Origin of the sequence: Micromonospora jinlongensis (assembly GCF_013410645.1) — a bacterium.
Classification (GTDB): Bacteria; Actinomycetota; Actinomycetes; order Mycobacteriales; family Micromonosporaceae; genus Micromonospora; species Micromonospora zamorensis.
In genome coordinates, this window is record NZ_JACCHK010000001.1 from 6190517 (window position 1) to 6208030 (window position 17514).

Here is a 17514-nt window from a genome sequence, read left to right on the forward strand (position 1 = left end):
GGGAACGGGTCAGGGAGGGGCGGTGCAGAGATGGGGTGACCTACGGGTACGGCCAGCCGGCGGTGAGGGCCGGCGTCACACCAGCCACTGCTGGTTGGTGGCGGTGGCGCAGGGCCAGAGGATGAGTCTGGTGTTGTTGGTGGTGCCGCCGCCGTTGGCGTCGAGGCAGGTGCCGGTGGCCTGGTTGCGCAGGGTTCTGGTGGTGGTGTCGTAGGTCCAGCGTTGGTTGGTGGCGGTGCCGCAGGTGGTGATGGTCGCGGCGGCGCCGTTGGTGGTGCTGGCGGGGGCGAGGCATTTGCCGCGGTTGCGGATGGTGTTGTCCGCCTCACGGGTCCAGACCTGGTTGGCCGCGCCGGAGCAGTCCCAGAGGATCAGGGCGGTGCCGTCGGCGGTGGCCGCCCCCGGTACGTCGACGCAGCGCCCGCTCGCCACTCCGGCGATCGTGCCGGTCGCGGCCGTGGAGACGGCCTGGTAGCGGTGCCCGGCCACGGCAGTGAACGTGACCCGGTCACCGGTGCGGTTCACCGGCACGGCCTGGTTCGTGGTCAGGTCCACCAGCGACGCGGTGGCCAGCATCGGATTCCGTACGGTGAGGGAGCCGCCGCTGCCGGCGGTCAGCGTGATCCGAGTGGCCAGCCGGTTGCGCCACTCGGTGTCCACAGTGACGTTGCCGCGTGCCCGCAGACCGCTGACCGTGCCGGTGGGCCAGGCCGCCGGCACGGCGGGCAGCACGTCGACGACGCCGTTCTGGCTCTGCAGCAGCATCTCCGCCATTCCGGCGGTGGCCCCGAAGTTGCCGTCGATCTGGAACGGCGGGTGGGTGTCGAACAGGTTGGCGAGGGTGCTGCTCTTGAGCTGCTCGCTGAGCATCTTGTGGGCGTGGTCGCCGTCGAGCAGCCGGGCCCAGAAGTTGATCTTCCAGGCCTTGCTCCAGCCGGTGCCGCCGTCGCCGCGCGCCGTGAGGGAAACGCGGGCGGCGTTGGCGAGGGCGGGGGTGGTCGACGGGGATATCTGCCGACCCGGGTGCAGGGCGTACAGGTGCGAGACGTGCCGGTGGTCGTTGGTCGGGCTGTCCCAGTCCGCCTTCCACTCCTGCAACTGACCCCAGGAGCCGACCCGCAGGCCGGGGTCGAGCTTGTTCAGGGTGGTCTGCCACTGCCCGCGCAGGGTGGCGTCGACGCCGAGCGTGGTGCTCGCCTCGATGGTGTTGGTGAGCAGGTCCCACACGATCTGCTCGCTCATCGATGCGCCGGCCGAGAAGTCACCCTGCTCGGGTGAGTAGCTGGGCGAGACGACCAACCTGCCGTCGCGCGGATCGACGTGCAGGTTGGCCCGCCAGAACTCCGCGGCCTCCTTCATCGCCGGGTACGCCTGGTCGCGGAGGAACGCGGTGTCACGGGTGAAGCGGTAGTGCTCGTAGAGGTGCTGGCACAGCCAGGCCGCGGCCTCCGGGAACCAGAAGGCGGTGGCCCAGTCCTGGACGCCGGTGAAGCCGTACGGGTTGGTGCTGAGGTGCGTGACCCAGCCGTTCGTACCGTAGATGTTCTGCGCGGTGACCCGGCCCGGTGCGCGCAGGGCGTCGATGAAGTCGAACAGCGGCGTGGCGGTCTCAGCCAGGTTCGTGGTCTCCGCCGGCCAGTAGTTCATCTGGACGTTGATGTTGGTGTGGTAGTCGGCCTGCCAGGGCGGGCTGTTGGAGTTGTTCCAGATGCCCTGGAGATTGGCCGGCAGGGACCCGCCCCGCGACGACGAGATGAGCAGGTACCGGCCGAAGGAGAAGTACAGCGACTCCAGCGCGCGGTCCTGGGCCCGTCCGGCGGCGCCGGTGTAGGCCGACCGCAGCTCGTCGGTGGGAACGTTCGGCATCTGTCCGCCCACGTTGAGCCGGACGCGGTCGAAGAGACTCTTGTAGTCGGCGAGGTGGGCCGCGCGCAGCGCCGCCACCGTCGAGGCCGCCGCGCCGTCGACCGCCTGGGTGACCTGCGTGTGGGGGTCGGCGCCGCGATAGGTGGGGTAGGTGTCGGCGTACGACGTCGCGGCGGACAGCACGATGAACGCCGAGTCGGCGCCGGCGACGGTGATCCGGTCGGTGCCGTCGGTCCGGGTGCCACCGGTGGTCACCACCCGGTACTGGGTCTCGTGGGTCAGCCCGTTGCCGGGCAGCGCGCCCCGCACGGTGATCCGGCCGTTCGCCACCGTGACGGTGCTGCCAGGCTGGGCCGACACGGTACGCAGGACGAAGGAGACCTTTCCGGCCTGGCTGGCCGACAGCCGGGTGACGATCACGTTGCGGGGGTGGCTGGCGAAGTACTCGCGCTGGTAGGACACCCCGCCATAGGAGTACCCGACGCGAGCGGTGGCCTCGGCGAGATCCAGCTCGCGCCGATAGTCGCTCACGGTGGCCGGGGTGCCGGACATGTCGAGGTACATGTCGGCGAGGTTCTGGTACGAGCCGAATCCGGTCGCCGGCTGACCGAGTGCCGTGGCGACCGCGCCAGGTGCCATCCGTGTGTCCCGGTCGATCTGAGCCTGCACGCCTGTCAGGGCTCCGGGCCGTGGTGACGTCCAGTTGCCGTGGTTGTAACCGCTGGTGCCGGGTCCACCCGTCCACAGTGTCTTCTCGTTGAGTTGCAGGCGTTCGGTCTGGATGCCACCGAAGACCATGGCGCCGAGCGCACCGTTGCCCAGCGGCAGTGCGTTGCTCTCCCAGTTGGCGGCGGGCTCGTCGTACCAGAGCGCCAGCCCGGGGTCGGCGGCTGCTTCGGCCGGTGTGGAGTTCGTGGACGCGGCTGTCAGGGCCGCGGCCACGAGAAGGGCCGCTGCTGCGGCGCGCAGGATCGTCTGGGTACGGCCGATGACAGGCATAGGGCCTCCTCTATGCCATGGGAGTTAACGTGGGATGTATATTTTTGTCAATGGACCGAACTGGAAACCCTGGTGAGGTTGCCTGCAATGAAGATCGCGACCCGGATGGTGGGTCGCCAGCCCATTTCGGCTATTGCCTGATCCATCGACAGCTGTTAGACATCAGATGTCCGAGCTCCTCAAACCCGGAAACATCCGATGTGTGCGGGGTGGTGTGGTGAAGCTTCTGCGATCACGGCATCGCGGTGCGGACATGGCCAGCCCCGCGGCGTCAGCCGTGGTAGGGCCTGCGTGCTGACGGTCGACGCGCACCATCACCTCTGGGGGAACCCGCCCGCCTGCGCCCGGCTCGACGACGACCGGATGCGGTCGGTCCGGCGTCCGTTCACAGTGGCCCAGTGGCAGGCGCAACTGCGCGCCGCCGAGGTCGATCGCTCCATCCTCGTGGAGAGTGGGCGATGCGACGAGGCGGAGTCGGAGGACCTGCTCCGGTGGGCGACCGAGGCGCCGCAGATCGCCGGTGTGGTGCTGTGGGCCGACCTGGCCGGCCCGGGGTTGGAGGCCCGCATCGCCAGGCACCTCCGCCGCTCCGGCGGTGATCGGGTGGTCGGTGTCCGCGCCCAGATCCAGGCCGAGCCGGACCCGGATCATCTGGACCGTCCGGACGTGCGCCGCGGCCTCCGTGTCGTTGCGGCAGCCGGGCTGGCCTTCGACCTGCTGGTCCGGGTGGACCAGCTGCCCGCCGCGGCGCGGGCCGCTGCGGCGCTGCCGCACCTCCGCTTCGTCCTCGATCATCTCGGCAAGCCGGAGATCCGGGCGGGTGCGACCGGACTGGCCCGGTGGCGCGGGCCGTTCGCGGCGCTGGCCGAGCAGCCCAACGTCACGGCCAAGATGTCCGGCCTGGTGACGGAGGCCGACTGGGTCTCGTGGCGGGCCGACGACCTGCGACCGTTCGTCCGCGAGGCGGTCGACCGTTTCGGGCCGGATCGTTTGATGTTCGGTTCCGACTGGCCACTGTGCCTGCTCGCGGGCAGCTACGGCCGGGTGCGGGCCGCGCTGCACCAGGTGTTGCCGGCGCTGTCCGAGGCGGCCTCACACGCGATCTTCGGAGGCACCGCCGCGCGGGTCTACCGGCTGGTGGTCTGAGCCGGCGATCATGGGAGCGGGCCCTACCCCGAACATGTGCGGAGGCGGCGATGGCTCTCACCGACGAGGCGATCGGCAAGATCAAGATGATGATCACGTCGGGCGAGCTCGGCCCCGGCGATCGACTGCCGAAGGAAGCGGACCTGGCGCGGCGGCTCGGTCTGTCCCGCAACTCTCTGCGTGAAGCGGTGAAGGCCCTGTCCATCATCCGCATCCTGGATGTCCGCCAGGGTGACGGGACCTACGTCACCAGCCTTGCCCCACAGTTGCTGCTCGACATGCTCAATTTCGTCGTGGACTTCCACCGCGACGACACGGTGCTGGAGTTCCTTGAGGTCCGGCGCATCCTCGAGCCGGCCGCCACGGCGCTGGCCGCGCAGCGGATGGCCGCCGAGGACATCGCCGGCCTCCAGGCCGTGCTCGACAGCCTCGGCGACACCCACGACGTGGAGGCCCTGGTCGCCAACGACCTGCAGTTCCACCGCCTGATCGCCGTCGGCTCCGGAAACACGGTGCTGTGCTCGCTGCTCGACGGGCTCTCCGGGCCCACCACCCGGGCCCGCATCTGGCGCGGTGTCACCCAACAGGGTGTCATCACCCGGACCCGGGAGCAGCATCAGGCGATTGTCGACGCGATCACGATCGGCCACGCCGATCTCGCGCGTTCCTGGGCGACCGTCCACATCGCTGGCGTCGAGGAGTGGCTCCGCCGGGCACTGTGACCGACCATGGCCGCTGACCGGATTGCGAGTCGTACGGCGATGGCGGTGTCGATTCAGGCCCGCACGACGCGGGCGATGCTCGCCCGGATGGGCGCGTAGTGGTCGGCGATGGCGGCTTGCAGGCCGGCCACGTTGCCGGCCGCGATCGCGTCCACGATTGCGCGGTGTCGGTGGGCGGTGATCACCCGGTCCTCCGGCTCGGTGCGCAGCGTGGGAGCGACGATGGCCTGGACCTGCCAGAACGCCTCGGTCAGTTGGAGGATCAGGTCGTTGCCGAGGGGCTCCAGCAACTTCACGTGGAAGGCCCGGTCGACGTCGAGGAAGTCCTTCCCCTGGGCCGCCAGGCTCTCCATATCGTCGACGAGCGCGGAGAGGGCCACCCGGTGCTCGCCGTCGAGGACGGCGATGACCTGGGCTGCGAGCCCCTGCTCCAGGGTCTGGCGGACATCGACGACCTGCCTCAGCACGTGGTGATCTTCCTCGCCACTCAGGAGACCGCGGAAGGTCAGGCCCTCCACGAGGGCGGCGAGGGACATGCGGCCGACGAACGTGCCGTGACCGTGCCGCACCTCGACGATGTCGAGGGCAGAGAGGATCTTGACGGCCTCACGCACGCTGGACCGGCTGGCGCCCACCGCGTCGCACAGCTCCGCCTCGGTGGGGAGGATGTCTCCCGGCTTGAGGCGATTCCGCAGGATGTACTCCTTGATCTTGGTAGCGACTTCCTGCCGGCGGGGACCTGGGCGCTCCGCACCGCGTAGCGGAGTGGCGTCAATGGTCGTCATCTGGCACTTGCCCTTCCCTCACGAATCTGACACGCTCACCCTATCGGCATCAGATGTCAGACGTCAGACCCCATTATCTTCGAATCCCTCAGCGCGAGCGTCACGCGAGCGCATGAAGAGCCTATGGAGGCAGCTACGTGAGCACCACCGTTAAGCCATCGGGGAGTTGGCGCGTCCCCCCGCGTCGGCTCCGCTCGCTGGCCGTCGCGTCCACTGCGGCAACCCTCGCTCTCGGACTGGTCGCGTGCAGCGGCGGGCCGGCCTCGACCAACGCCGTCGAGGGGGGCGGGGGGAAGACCTCGATCGAGACCACCCTGGCGTTCACCCTCTCCAGCGGCTTCGACCCGGGGAACGCCTCGTCGGCGGTGGCGACCGCGGTCAACCAGCACATCTTCGAGGGTCTGATCGATCTAGACCCGGTCACGCGGGAACCCTACCGTGCTCTCGCGAAGGAAGAGCCGGTGGCCAGCGCCGACGGGCTCACCTACACCGTGGCAGTGCGTGACGGCGCGAAGTTCTCCGACGGCACCCCGGTCACCGCCGAGGACGTCGCCTGGTCCTTCACCCGGGTCCTCAAGCCGGCGGACCCCAAGGCCCCGCCGCTGATGCAGGGCTTCGTGTCGTTCATCGACTCGGTGACCGCCAAGGACGCGACGACCGCCGAGTTCAAGCTGAAGTACCCGTTCGCCCTGTTCTCCGAGCGGATCTCGGTCATCAAGATCCTGCCGAAGGCGAAGACCGCGGACGCGAACGCGTCGAAGGCCTTCGACACCGCACCGATCGGCTCCGGCCCCTTCAAGATGGACAGCGCGTCCAAGGAGTCGGGTATCAAGCTCAGCAAGAACCCGAACTACAGCGGGCCCCGTCCGGCCAAGGTCGAGACGATGACCTGGAACACGACCTCCGAGGCCTCCGCGCGGGTGTCGGACCTGCAGGGCGGCCGGGTCCAGGCCATCGAGTCGGTGCCCTACCTGAACGTCGACTCGCTCAAGGACAAGTACACGGTTGACGTGAAGCAGGCCTTCAACCAGGTCTTCCTCATGTTCAACTCGTCCGCGGCGCCGTTCAACGACAAGCGGGTGCGCCAGGCCCTGCACTACGCGATCAACAAGGACGAGGTCATCAAGACCGCGCTCAACGGTTACGGCACCGCGGCGACGAGCTACCTGGACGAGGGCAACAAGGACTACCAGAAGGCCGCCACCGTCTACGACTACAACCTGGAAAAGGCCAAGAGCCTGCTCCAGGAGGCCGGCGTCTCGAACCTGAAGTTCCAGCTCGACACCACGGACAACTCCGCCGTGAAGGATGTCGCCCCGCTGGTCATCGAGCAGTGGAAGAAGATCGGCGTCACCGCCACCCTCAACACCGTGCCGTCCTCGGCCATCTACGGTGACATCGTTCCGAAGGACACCTTCCGGGTCCTGATGGCCACCGGCGACCCCAGCGTCTTCGGCGTCGACACCGACCTGCTGATGCGCTGGTTCTTCTACGGCGAGACCTGGCCGGGCCTGCGCTACCGGTGGAACGCCACCGACCGTAAGGCCATGGCCGACCTGCTCGACAAGGCCGCGCAGACCTCCGACGAGGCGGCCCGCAAGGCCCTGTGGAAGCAGGCTCTGGACAAGGTGGCCGACGAGGTCCCCCTGTACCCGATCCTGCACACCAAGGTCGTCACCGCGTACGACCCCGCGAAGCTCAGCGACTTCTCGGGCGCGGCGACCACAGGCCTGTACTTCTTGGGCACCAGCCGAAAGGGCTGAGCCCGCTTCGGGGGCCCGGACCCCGGCCCCTAGCGTCCCGCCCAGCCCCTGTCCCTCGGGCTGGGCGGGACGTCCCGGCGGCCCTCGACGAAAGAAAGACACCATGCTGAGCGTTCTGAGCCTGGTCACGCGACGACTCCTGACCCTGATACCCCTGGTGCTGGGCATCACGATCTTCGTCTTCGTGATCATGCAGTTCTCCCCGATCGATCCTGCGTTGTCCGTCCTCGGCGACCAGGCGACGGCCGCACAGGTGGCCGCGTTCAAGGCCGCCAACGGCCTCGACGACCCGCTGCCCCTGCGGTACCTGCACTTCCTGGGCGACCTGCTGCGGGGCGATCTGGGCATGACCTTCCCGCCGTCCGTCCCGGTCGCCGACAAGATCGCCACCGCGCTGCCGCTGACCATCCAGCTGACGGCCCTCGGTATCGTCGGCGCGCTGATCATCGCGTTGGCCCTCGGCATCACCGCGGCGTTGTACCGGGACCGCTGGCCCGACCAGGTCATCCGCTTCGTCTCGATGGCCGGTATCGCCATGCCGTCGTTCTGGCTGGCCCTCCTGCTCATCCAGGAGTTCTCGGTCCGCCGCCCCGTCTTCCCAACCGGCGGGTACGTCAACCCCGGTGACTCGTTCTCGCTCTGGCTCCAGTCGCTCGCCATGCCGGCGCTAGCTCTCGCCGTCCCGGTCGGCTGCTCACTGGCCAGAATCGTGCGGACGTCGATGGTCGAGGAACTCGACAAGGACTACGTGCGCACCGCCATCGGCGCCGGGCTGCCGCCCCGCGTGGTGATCGGACGCAACGTGCTGCGCAACGCGCTCGTCAACCCGCTCACCGTGCTGGGCCTGCGGATCGGCTACCTGCTGGGCGGCACTGTCGTCATCGAGGCCATCTTCTCGCTGCCCGGCATGGGCACCCAGATCATGAGCGCGGTGCAGCAGAACGACACCGCCCTCGCGCAGGGAACCGTGCTGACGATCGCCATCTGCTTCGTCTTCGTGAACCTGGTGGTCGACATCCTCTACCTCTTCGCCAACCCTCGACTGCGCGGAGCCCACTGATGCGTCGAACACTCACCGCCCGGCTGTCGGCTCCCGGCATCGCCTTCAAACGGCTCAGCGTCACCGCCCGGATCGCACTGAGCTTCGTCCTGCTCATCGTCGTGGTGGGCATCTTCGCGCCGCTGCTCCTGCGGCACGACCCCGCGCAGGCCGGGCTCGGTCCCGCGCTGACCGGCCCGAACGGCGACTACTGGTTCGGCCTGGACAAGCTCGGACGCGACGTGTTCTCGCGGCTGGTCGCCGGCACCCGACGCTCGTTGATCGTGGGCTTCGGCAGCGCCGGCATCGCCCTGGTGGTCGGCGCGATTCTCGGCGCGCTGGCGGGAACCAGCCGGCCCGCCGTCGACGAGATCGTGATGCGGTGCCTCGACGTCGTCATGGCATTCCCCGCCATCGTGCTCTCCGCGCTGCTGATCATCTCCTTCGGCAAGAACAGCCTCGTGGTCCTCGTGGTCGCGATCGGCTTCGTCTTCGTCCCATCGATCGCGCGTATCGTGCGCGCCAACGTGCTCTCGCAGTACCGGGAGGACTACGTCGCGGCCGAACGGATCATCGGCGCCCGACGACCGCACATCCTCTGGCGCCACATCCTGCGCAACTGCGCCGCCCCGATCCTCGTCTTCGTCACCGTCATGGTGGCCGACGCGATCGTGTTCGAGGCGTCCCTCTCCTTCATCGGTGGCGGGCTCGCGCCCCAGGAGGCGGCCTCCTCGTGGGGTTCGGTGATCGCCTTCGGCAAGGAGATGGTGCAGATCGGTGGCTGGTGGGCCACGTTCTTCCCCGGCCTGCTGATCCTGCTGACCGTGCTCGCCCTGAACGTGCTCTCCGAGGGGATGTCCGACGCCTGGGCCGCCCCGGCGGCGCGGCGTGCCACCGCGACGAAGGTCGGCGACGCGCAGGAGGAGGCGCAGCCCGGCTCCGGTGAGGTGGTGCAGCTGCCCGGCCTGCCCGAGGCGGCGCAGCGGCTGCGCGAGCGGGCCCGTCCGCTCCCGCAGGGTGAGCCCGTCCTGGAGGTCCGGAACCTGTCCATTGGGTTCGAGGGGCGCCACCGGGGTGTCGACATCGTCGACGACCTGACCTTCGACGTCCGCCCCGGCGAGGTGATGGGCCTGGTGGGAGAGTCCGGCTCGGGCAAGTCCCTGACCTCGCTCGCCGTGATGGGCCTGCTGCCGCAGGGAGCCCGGGTCCGGGGCGAGGTCCGCTTCGCGGGCAGCGACCTGCTGACGATGAGCACCAAACGACGTCGTGCCCTGATGGGCCGCGAGATCGCGATGGTCTACCAGGACGCCCTCTCGGCGTTGAACCCCTCACTGCGCGTCGGCCCCCAGCTCGCCCAGATGATCAGCCGAGGCGGCACCCGGTCGGCCGAGGAGCTGATGGAACTGGTGGGCCTGGACGCGCGGCGCACCCTGTCCGCGTACCCGCATGAGCTCTCCGGCGGGCAGCGGCAGCGCGTGGTGATCGCCATGGCGCTGTCCCGGGACCCGCGCCTGATCATCGCCGACGAGCCGACCACCGCGCTCGACGTCACGGTCCAGGCGCAGGTCATGGAGCTGCTGCTGCGGCTGCGTGGCCAGCTGGGCTTCGCGTTGATCCTGGTCAGCCACGACCTTGCGCTGGTCAGCGACGTCGCGGACCGCGTCGTGGTGATGTACGGCGGGCAGATCGTCGAGAGCGGCGTCACCGCCGACGTGGTCGGGGCACCGGCACACCATTACGCCCGGGGTCTTCTCGGCTCCGTCCTCTCCCTTGAGGCCGGTGCGGAGCGGCTCACTCAGATCCGTGGTGTGGTGCCGTCGCCGGCCGACTTCCCGGCGGGATGCCGGTTCGCCGATCGCTGCCCCATGGCGACCGAGGTCTGCCGGACGGAGACGCCCCGCCTGGAGGGCGCCGCCGACCACCGGTACGCCTGTCACCACCCGGCCGTCACCGTCAGGGAAGAGGAGCTGGCCCGATGAGCGCGACAGCCCCGCACGACTCGATCGTCGAGCTACGCGACGTGCACGTGGTTCACCGCACCCGCGGTGGCGGCCTGTTCGGCCGCGAGCGGGTGTACGCCCTCACCGGCGCGGACCTGACCGTGCGTACCGGCGAGACCATCGGGGTCGTCGGTGAGTCCGGCTGCGGCAAGTCCACGATGGCCAAGGTGCTGGTGGGCCTCCAGCGGCCGACGAGCGGCACTGTCGCCTTCGCCGGCAAGGAAGTCTGGTCGATGAACGCGTCGGAACGACGGCAGCACATCGGTGCCGGCGTCGGCATGATCTTCCAGGATCCGGCCACGTCGCTGAACCGGCGCATGCCGGTCCGCGACATCCTGCGCGATCCGCTCGACGTGCACCGCCGTGGCACCCGCAAGGAGCGTGAGGAGCGGGTCAACGAGCTGATGGCCCTGGTGGGGCTGCCCCGGTCGGTCGCCGACGTCCTGCCGAGCCAGCTCTCCGGTGGTCAACGCCAGCGGGTGTCCATCGCGCGTGCCCTGGCCCTGGAGCCGGGCCTGGTCATCGCCGACGAGCCCACCAGCGCCCTCGACGTGTCGGTGCGGGCGCAGATCCTCAACCTGCTCCTGGACCTCAAGGAGCGGCTGAACCTGGCCATGGTCTTCGTCTCGCACGACATCCAGACGGTCAAGCGCATCAGTGACCGCGTGGTCACCATGTACCTGGGCCGGATCGTGGAGCAGACACCCGCCGCCGGGCTTCCCGAGGTCGCGCAGCACCCGTACACGCGGGCGCTCTTCTCCGCCACGCCGGGTCTGCTCTCGCCCCTGGATCCCATCCCGCTCGTCGGCCCCGTCCCGCTCGCCACCAAGCCGCCGACCGGGTGCCCGTTCCGCACCCGGTGCTGGAAGGCGACCGACGGCTGCGCCATCGAGATGCCGCCGGTCCAGTCGGGCGCCGGCGGTGACGGCTCCCACGAGTTCCGGTGCTACCACCCCGTACCCGCTGGATCCAGCAACACGGAGCTGGTCGAGCTCGCCAGAGCAGCGACCGGCCGCACCACCCCCCTACATCTCGAGGAGACAGCGTGACCACCCCTGCCCCGCGGTTCGCCGGAGTCGTGCCGCCGGTCGTCACCCCTTTGACCGAGGAGGGTGCGGTCGACGTCGCCTCCCTGGAGCGGCTCATCGAGCGGACGCTCGGCGCAGGCGTCGACGGCATCTTCGCCCTCGGCAGCTCCGGCGAGACCGTCTTCCTCACCGACAGCCAGCGGGACCAGGCTCTCGAGGTCGTCGTGAAGACCGTCGCAGGCGCCGTACCGGTCATCGCCGGCTGCATCGAGCCGACCACGCGCCGGGTCCTCGACCGGGCCGACGTGTCGACGCGCCTGGGCGTCGACGGCCTGGTCGCCACGGCACCCTTCTACGCCATCGTCGGCCCGCACGAGGTCGAGCGTCACTTCCGGTCGCTCGCCGCGTCGGTCGAGCTGCCCCTGCTGGCGTACGACATTCCCGTCTGCGTGCACACCAAGCTCTCCCCGGGTCTGCTGAGCCAGCTGGCGGCGGAGGGCATCCTCGCGGGCGTCAAGGACTCCAGCGGCGACGACGTCGCCTTCCGCCAGCTGGTGCTGGCGATCGCGGAACGCGCGCCGGACGCCGGTTTCAGCCTGTTGACCGGGCACGAGGTGGTGGTCGACGCGATGATGCTCGCTGGCGCCTCCGGCTCGGTTCCCGGCCTGGCCAACGTGGACCCGGCGGGCTATGTGCGACTGCACCGGGCCTGCGTGAACGGCGACTGGGACACCGCCCGCGCGGAGCAGGACCGGCTGACCCGGCTGTTCCGGATCGTCGACGCGGCCGACCCGGCGACGGCGGCGGGGGCGACCCGGGGCGTGGGCGCGTTCAAGACCGCCCTGGCCCTGCTCGGTGTCATCGACAGCAACACCGTGTCGCTGCCGATGCGACCGCTCGACGCCGACGAGACGGCGCGGGTTCGTGCCCAGCTGGAGCTGGCGGGGCTGCTCTAGCCATGTCCAAGGTACGCAAGCCCCCGGTCGTCGACGAGGCGGTAGCCGCGCTCGACATCGGGGGCACCAAGACGGCTGCCGCCCTCGTCACGAGGCAGGGCGAGGTCATCCACCGGGCCACCGCCCCCACCCCTGGTCGGGCCGGGGCGACCGCCATCCTCGACACCGCGGCCGATCTCGTCGATCGGTTGCGGGCGAGGGCGACGGGGACACGCGTCCGTGCCGTCGGAGTCGGAAGTGCCGGAGTGATCGACCACCGGACCGGCCTGGTGCTCTCGGCCACCGACGCCCTGGCCGGTTGGGCCGGCACGGATCTGCGACGACGACTGCGCGAGCTGCTGGACCTGCCCGTCACGGTGATCAACGATGTGCACGCGCACGCCCTCGGCGAGACGCGCCACGGGGTGGCCGCCGGCCACCAGACGACGCTCTTTCTCGCGGTCGGCACCGGCATCGGTGCCTCGTTCGTCGTCGACGGCACCGTGCTGGCCGGCGCCCACTCCGCGGCCGGCCACGCCGGCCACCAACCGTCGCCGTACGCCGGGCAGCTGCCCTGCACCTGCGGAGGTCAGGGGCACCTGGAGGCGATCGCCTCCGGGCCCGGCCTCGCCCAGGAGTACGCGCGGCGCACCGGCGAGCCGGTCGACGACCTGCGGTCGGTGGCCGCGCGCGCAGCGGACGGCGACGCGACGGCCCGGGAGGTGGTCCTGCTCGGCGGGGCTGCCGTCGGCTCGGCTGTCGGCGGACTGGTCAACATGCTCGATCCCGCTGCCGTCGTCATCGGCGGCGGGGTCGCCGGCCTCGGTGACCTCTGGTGGCAGGCACTTCGGGACGCCGTGCGGCGGGAGACGTTGCCCAGCCTGGTCGACGTGCCCGTGCTGGCCTCGACCCTCGGATCGGACGCCCCGCTGCTCGGCGCCGCCTCACTCGCCTGGGAGGGCACCGCATGAACAAGCTGATCGCGCATCTCCGCCACCGCCTCGTCGTCTCCTGCCAGGCGTACCCCGGTGAGCCGATGCGCACCCCGGACACGATGCGCCGGGTCGCTCTCGCCGCCGCCAAGGGCGGGGCCGCCGGCATCCGCGCCCAGGGTGTGGCGGACATCGCGGCCATCCGGGAGGCGGTCGACCTCCCACTGATCGGGCTGTGGAAGGACGGCGACGACGACGTCTTCATCACCCCCACGCTGGAGCACGCGCTGGCCGTGGCACGGGCGGGCGCGCACGTCGTCGCGCTCGACGGCACCGCGCGGCCACGGCCGGACGGCCGAACCCTCGGTGACACCATCGCCGCCGTCCACGAATTGACCGGGGCTCTGGTGATGGCCGACTGCTCCACGCTCGGCGAGGGGATCGCCGCCGCGGCGGCGGGCGCCGATCTGGTCGGCACCACCCTTTCCGGCTACACCGCGTACACGAGCAAGCAGCCCGGCCCGGACCTGGACCTGGTTTCTCAGCTCGCCACCGCGATCGACGTGCCGGTGATCGCGGAGGGTCGGATCCACACCCCGGCCCAGGCGGCGCAGGCGCTGCGGGCCGGGGCGTGGGCGGTGGTGGTGGGCACGGCGATCACCCACCCCAGCACCATCACCGGCTGGTTCGCGTCGGCGATGGCGGACGCCCGGTAGCGCTCGGAGCACGAGCCGGCGTGCCGCGGTCCCGCGTCGCGGCCGAAGGTTCACCACCCACGGACAACTGACAATCCTGCTGTCACGGAGGCCAAGCTGTGGCTTTGAGCGATCTCACCCTCGCCGAGTGCTGGGCGTACCGACCCGATCTGGTCGTTCCGGAGGACCTGGACGCCTTCTGGGAGCGGACACTTCGCGTCGACGCACCGGTGGAGGCGACGTACGAGCCCGTCGACACCGGTCTCACCCAGATCCGCACCTGGTCGGTCACCGTCGCCGGCTACGGCGGCGAGCAGGTGCACGGCTGGCTGCACCTGCCGACGAATGCCACCGGGCCGTTGCCCTGCGTGGTCGAGTATCTCGGGTACGGCCGTGGTCGTGGCCTGCCGCACGAGAAACTGTTCTGGGCCTCGGCGGGCTTCGCGCACCTCATCATGGACAGCCGGGGTCAGGGCTGGAGTGCCGCGCCCGGCGACACCGCCGACCCGCACCGCTATCCGGCGGGCACCGTTCCCGGTTTCCTCACCCGGGGGGTCACCAGCCCGGAGGACTTCTACTACCGCAGACTGATCACCGACGCGGTCCGGTTCGCCCAGGCTGCCCGGGAGCATCCCGCCGTCGACCCCGACCGGGTCGTCGTCACCGGCATCAGCCAGGGAGGTGGCCTCTCGCTGGCGGTTGCCGCGCTGTCCCCGGGCGTGGCGGCGGCCATGCCCGACGTGCCCTTCCTGTGTGACTTCCCGCGCGCTGTCCAGGTCGCCGGTCAGGGCCCCTACGGCGAGGTCGCCGAGTATCTCGCGCTTTACCGGGGGCAGAGCAGCCAGGTGTTCCGTACGTTGTCGTACGTCGACGCCGCCGTGCTCGCACCCGGCGCGACCGCGCCCGCGCTGTTCTCCATCGCGATGATGGACGCGACCTGCCCGCCCTCGACCTGCTTCGCCGCCTACCACCGCTACGGCGGCGACAAGGAGGTGCGCGTGTACGAGTTCAACGACCACGAAGGTGGCGAGGCGCACCACCAGCTCGAACAGCTCGCCTGGCTGCACAAGCTCTTCGGCCGCTGAGGCGGTGAGGCGGTGAGGCGCTGAGGACAGGGCCGCCGGCCGGCGGCCCTGTCCTCAGCGTGGCTCCCAGGCGTCGGGCAACGCGGTGAGCTTGCGGACGTGGGCGGGCAGCCGACCGCTGACGATCTCGGCGAGGCTCACCTCGTCGACGACCCGCCGCACGGCGGCGCGCACCGCCACCCACAGGCCGGGCAGGTTCTCCGCCGAACCCTCGTACCGGGTCTCCTCGGGGCGCAGCCCGCGTACGCCGGCGAGCGGGCCCTCGACGGCCCGCAGCACCGCGCCGACGGTCACCTCGCGCGGCGGTCGGGCCAGCGTGTAGCCGCCCTCGGCACCGCGCTGGGCGCGCACGATGCCAGCCCGGCGCAGATCCGCCAGGACCGCCTCCAGGAACTTGCGGGGCATGTCCTGTTCGGCGGCGATGGCCTGGGTGGACAGCAGCGAAGGGTACGCGGTGGCGAGGCTCAGCGCTGCCCGTACCGCGTAGTCGCCGCGCGCGGAGATCTGCACCCTGTCATCATGCCCGCCCGGTGCCGTTGGTCGGTGTGGTGGGCGACCCGGGTCGCGTGGTGTGAGAACCGTTGGCCGACCCGCCGACGCGGAAACCGCCGCCGTGGGCGCCCGTCGGCTCGGTCGGCGGCCGAGGCCGGATCACCCGGGCGGCCGGTTGGTCCCGCGCGGCCCGGAACGCTCCGGGGCTGACGCCGACCTCCCGGGTGAAGAAGCGACCGAAGTTCGTGGGCTCGGAGAAGCCGAGGTGCCGGCCGATCTGGGCGATCGGCTGGTCGGTCGCGGCGAGGAGTCGGCCGGCCTGCAACGCGACCCGCTCGTCGATGACCTGCTTGGCGCTGCGACCGGTGACGGCCAGGCAGGCCCGGGTCAGGGTCCGCACCGAGCAGCGGAGCTCGGCGGCGTAATCCTCCACCCGCCGGGTGTGCGGGTAGCCGTGCTCCACCTCCCGGCAGAACCGGTGGAACGTCTCGTCCTCGGGGCGGGGCGTCGACCGGTCGGCACTGCCCAGGGCCAGCCGCAGCAGCAGCACGGCCAGTTGGTGGCGGAGCAGCGCGCGAGCGGCGACGGTGTCGGGATGCCGCTGGCAGTCCACCACCAGTTGGCTCACCTCGGTGATCACCGCGTCCTCGTCCTCGCCGGCCAACTGCCGCCAGGTCACCGGCGTGTCCAGGTCGACGTCGAAGCCGCGCAGCGCCTCCGGGTCCCAGGCGACCACTGTGGCGTCGAACTGCGGACCGGAGCAGCGCAGCACCTGGCCGGCGCGGACCCGCAGCAGCGTGCCGGGCCGACAGGGCAACGGGTGAAAGTCGAGTTCGGCGTCGCCGTGCCCACGCGTCGTGAGGATCAGCAGCTCCCGCTCGACGATCACGGGCCGACGCCAGCGCGGGTCGGGGGAGAGGTCGGCCAACGCGAACGTGGCTATCTCGTCGGGGACGGGTGACGCCGTTCCGATCGGTGGCGCGGGGGAGGGACCGGTGGAGACCATCGCCTGCGACGGTAGCCCGAACCGCAGGTCATCGCATCCCGATCGACGCGTGCAGCGAAACCCGCGCGTCGATGCGGGCTTGTCGCGATCCTCGTGGCCGGGCTACGTTACCCGGCGGTAGCGCCGTCCGGTCCGCGGTCCGCCCGGCGCACCGCCGGCCGCCCGCCCGGCCGGCGGCCTCCGCCGACTCGCGATGGGATGGGCATGACGCAGCTGTTCTCGGTCGAAGGCAAGACGGTCCTGGTCACCGGCGGTTCGCGGGGGATCGGTCTGATGATCGCCCAGGGGTTCGTCCGGGCCGGCGCCCATGTGATCATTTCGTCCCGCAAGGCGGACGTCTGTGCGGCGGTCGCCAAGGAACTCTCCGCCGAGGGTCGCTGCGAGGCCATCCCCGCCGACCTGGGCGACGACAGCGGCGCCGAGGCGCTGGCCGCCGCCGTGCGCGAGCGCGTCGGTCGCCTCGACGTGCTGGTCAACAACGCCGGCGCCACCTGGGGCGCGCCGCTGGAGGGCTACCCGGAGGCCGCGTTCGACAAGCTCTGGGCGGTCAACGTCAAGGCCGTCTTCCGGCTCACCACCGCGCTGCTGCCGGCGCTACGCGCCGCCGCCAGCGCCGACGACCCGGCCCGCGTGATCAACATCGGGTCGATCGACGGCATCCGGGTGCCGTGGATGGAGGTGTACGCGTACTCGGCCACCAAGGCGGCCGTGCACATGCTCACCCGCAGCCTGGCCCACCAACTGGCCAGCGAGCAGATCACCGTCAACGCGATCGCGCCCGGCCCGTTCGAGAGCAAGATGATGGCGTTCGCACTGGACGACCCGGCGAGCCGGGCCGCCATCGAGCAGCAGGTGCCGCTGGGCCGCATCGGTCGCCCCGAGGACATGGCCGGCACCGCCATCTACCTGTCGTCGCGCGCCGGCGCGTACCTCACCGGCGCGGTCATCCCCGTCGACGGCGGCATCACCACGCACGGCTGAGCACCGGCTGACCCAGGTCGGGCTGCCCGCGTACCTCCCA

The 17514-nt window shown here is 70.7% G+C and carries 15 protein-coding genes; 11 read left to right on the plus strand and 4 right to left on the minus strand.

Annotated elements, in window-relative coordinates:
- Nucleotides 1–75 precede the first annotated feature (75 nt).
- Nucleotides 76–2865, minus strand: a complete 2790-nt coding sequence (locus HNR22_RS27880) for a glycosyl hydrolase family 95 catalytic domain-containing protein (protein WP_179782850.1) — start codon at nucleotides 2863–2865, stop codon at nucleotides 76–78.
- Between the two features lie 291 nt (nucleotides 2866–3156).
- On the opposite strand from HNR22_RS27880, the gene HNR22_RS27885 reads away from it, so the two are divergent.
- A complete protein-coding gene (locus HNR22_RS27885) occupies nucleotides 3157–4011 on the plus strand; it encodes an amidohydrolase family protein (protein ID WP_343059990.1) in 855 nt (284 codons plus the stop codon).
- Between the two features lie 50 nt (nucleotides 4012–4061).
- Entirely contained in the window at nucleotides 4062–4733 is a 672-nt protein-coding gene (locus HNR22_RS27890; RefSeq protein ID WP_179782852.1) for a FadR/GntR family transcriptional regulator, read from the plus strand.
- 53 nt (nucleotides 4734–4786) lie between these two features.
- Here the strand turns inward: HNR22_RS27890 and HNR22_RS27895 are convergent, their stop codons facing one another.
- Nucleotides 4787–5518, minus strand: a complete 732-nt coding sequence (locus HNR22_RS27895; RefSeq protein ID WP_179782853.1) for a FadR/GntR family transcriptional regulator — start codon at nucleotides 5516–5518, stop codon at nucleotides 4787–4789.
- Nucleotides 5519–5655: 137 nt separating this feature from the next.
- Between HNR22_RS27895 and HNR22_RS27900 the strand changes: the two genes are divergently transcribed.
- From HNR22_RS27900 to HNR22_RS27935, 8 genes are all read left to right on the plus strand, one after another.
- Entirely contained in the window at nucleotides 5656–7281 is a 1626-nt protein-coding gene (locus HNR22_RS27900) for an ABC transporter substrate-binding protein (RefSeq protein ID WP_179782854.1), read from the plus strand.
- Nucleotides 7282–7384: 103 nt separating this feature from the next.
- A complete protein-coding gene (locus tag HNR22_RS27905) occupies nucleotides 7385–8341 on the plus strand; it encodes an ABC transporter permease (RefSeq protein ID WP_179782855.1) in 957 nt (318 codons plus the stop codon).
- Nucleotides 8341–10299: a dipeptide/oligopeptide/nickel ABC transporter permease/ATP-binding protein gene (locus tag HNR22_RS27910; RefSeq protein WP_179782856.1), complete on the plus strand. Its 1959-nt coding sequence runs from the start codon at nucleotides 8341–8343 to the stop codon at nucleotides 10297–10299. The genes HNR22_RS27905 and HNR22_RS27910 overlap by 1 nt, the downstream gene beginning before the upstream one ends.
- The gene (locus HNR22_RS27915) at nucleotides 10296–11369 is read left to right on the plus strand and encodes an oligopeptide/dipeptide ABC transporter ATP-binding protein (protein WP_179782857.1); all 1074 of its coding nucleotides are present in this window, start codon (nucleotides 10296–10298) and stop codon (nucleotides 11367–11369) included. Before HNR22_RS27910 ends, HNR22_RS27915 begins: the two co-directional genes overlap by 4 nt.
- Nucleotides 11366–12304, plus strand: a complete 939-nt coding sequence (locus HNR22_RS27920) for a dihydrodipicolinate synthase family protein (RefSeq protein ID WP_179782858.1) — start codon at nucleotides 11366–11368, stop codon at nucleotides 12302–12304. The genes HNR22_RS27915 and HNR22_RS27920 overlap by 4 nt, the downstream gene beginning before the upstream one ends.
- A gap of 2 nt (nucleotides 12305–12306) precedes the next feature.
- The gene (locus tag HNR22_RS27925; protein ID WP_179782859.1) at nucleotides 12307–13254 is read left to right on the plus strand and encodes an ROK family protein; all 948 of its coding nucleotides are present in this window, start codon (nucleotides 12307–12309) and stop codon (nucleotides 13252–13254) included.
- A complete protein-coding gene (locus HNR22_RS27930; protein ID WP_179782860.1) occupies nucleotides 13251–13931 on the plus strand; it encodes an N-acetylmannosamine-6-phosphate 2-epimerase in 681 nt (226 codons plus the stop codon). The genes HNR22_RS27925 and HNR22_RS27930 overlap by 4 nt, the downstream gene beginning before the upstream one ends.
- A 98-nt stretch (nucleotides 13932–14029) precedes the next feature.
- A complete protein-coding gene (locus HNR22_RS27935) occupies nucleotides 14030–14995 on the plus strand; it encodes an acetylxylan esterase (RefSeq protein WP_179782861.1) in 966 nt (321 codons plus the stop codon).
- 54 nt (nucleotides 14996–15049) lie between these two features.
- Here HNR22_RS27935 and HNR22_RS27940 read toward each other — a convergent pair whose 3' ends face one another.
- Together HNR22_RS27940 and HNR22_RS27945 are read right to left on the minus strand one after the other, a co-directional pair.
- Entirely contained in the window at nucleotides 15050–15505 is a 456-nt protein-coding gene (locus HNR22_RS27940) for an RrF2 family transcriptional regulator (protein WP_030333674.1), read from the minus strand.
- Between the two features lie 7 nt (nucleotides 15506–15512).
- Nucleotides 15513–16493: a helix-turn-helix transcriptional regulator gene (locus tag HNR22_RS27945; RefSeq protein ID WP_179782862.1), complete on the minus strand. Its 981-nt coding sequence runs from the start codon at nucleotides 16491–16493 to the stop codon at nucleotides 15513–15515.
- Nucleotides 16494–16697: 204 nt separating this feature from the next.
- Here HNR22_RS27945 and HNR22_RS27950 point away from each other — a divergent pair, with 204 nt between their 5' ends.
- Entirely contained in the window at nucleotides 16698–17474 is a 777-nt protein-coding gene (locus HNR22_RS27950) for a glucose 1-dehydrogenase (RefSeq protein WP_179782863.1), read from the plus strand.
- Nucleotides 17475–17514 lie beyond the last annotated feature (40 nt).

Coding starts and splice junctions, on each gene's coding strand:
- HNR22_RS27945 (WP_179782862.1), bottom strand. CDS start 16,493: ATGGTCTCCACCGGTCCCTCCCCCGCGCCACCGATCGGAACGGCGTCA.
- HNR22_RS27950 (WP_179782863.1), top strand. CDS start 16,698: ATGACGCAGCTGTTCTCGGTCGAAGGCAAGACGGTCCTGGTCACCGGC.
- HNR22_RS27905 (WP_179782855.1), top strand. CDS start 7,385: ATGCTGAGCGTTCTGAGCCTGGTCACGCGACGACTCCTGACCCTGATA.
- HNR22_RS27890 (WP_179782852.1), top strand. CDS start 4,062: ATGGCTCTCACCGACGAGGCGATCGGCAAGATCAAGATGATGATCACG.
- HNR22_RS27930 (WP_179782860.1), top strand. CDS start 13,251: ATGAACAAGCTGATCGCGCATCTCCGCCACCGCCTCGTCGTCTCCTGC.
- HNR22_RS27915 (WP_179782857.1), top strand. CDS start 10,296: ATGAGCGCGACAGCCCCGCACGACTCGATCGTCGAGCTACGCGACGTG.
- HNR22_RS27880 (WP_179782850.1), bottom strand. CDS start 2,865: ATGCCTGTCATCGGCCGTACCCAGACGATCCTGCGCGCCGCAGCAGCG.
- HNR22_RS27925 (WP_179782859.1), top strand. CDS start 12,307: ATGTCCAAGGTACGCAAGCCCCCGGTCGTCGACGAGGCGGTAGCCGCG.
- HNR22_RS27910 (WP_179782856.1), top strand. CDS start 8,341: ATGCGTCGAACACTCACCGCCCGGCTGTCGGCTCCCGGCATCGCCTTC.
- HNR22_RS27895 (WP_179782853.1), bottom strand. CDS start 5,518: ATGACGACCATTGACGCCACTCCGCTACGCGGTGCGGAGCGCCCAGGT.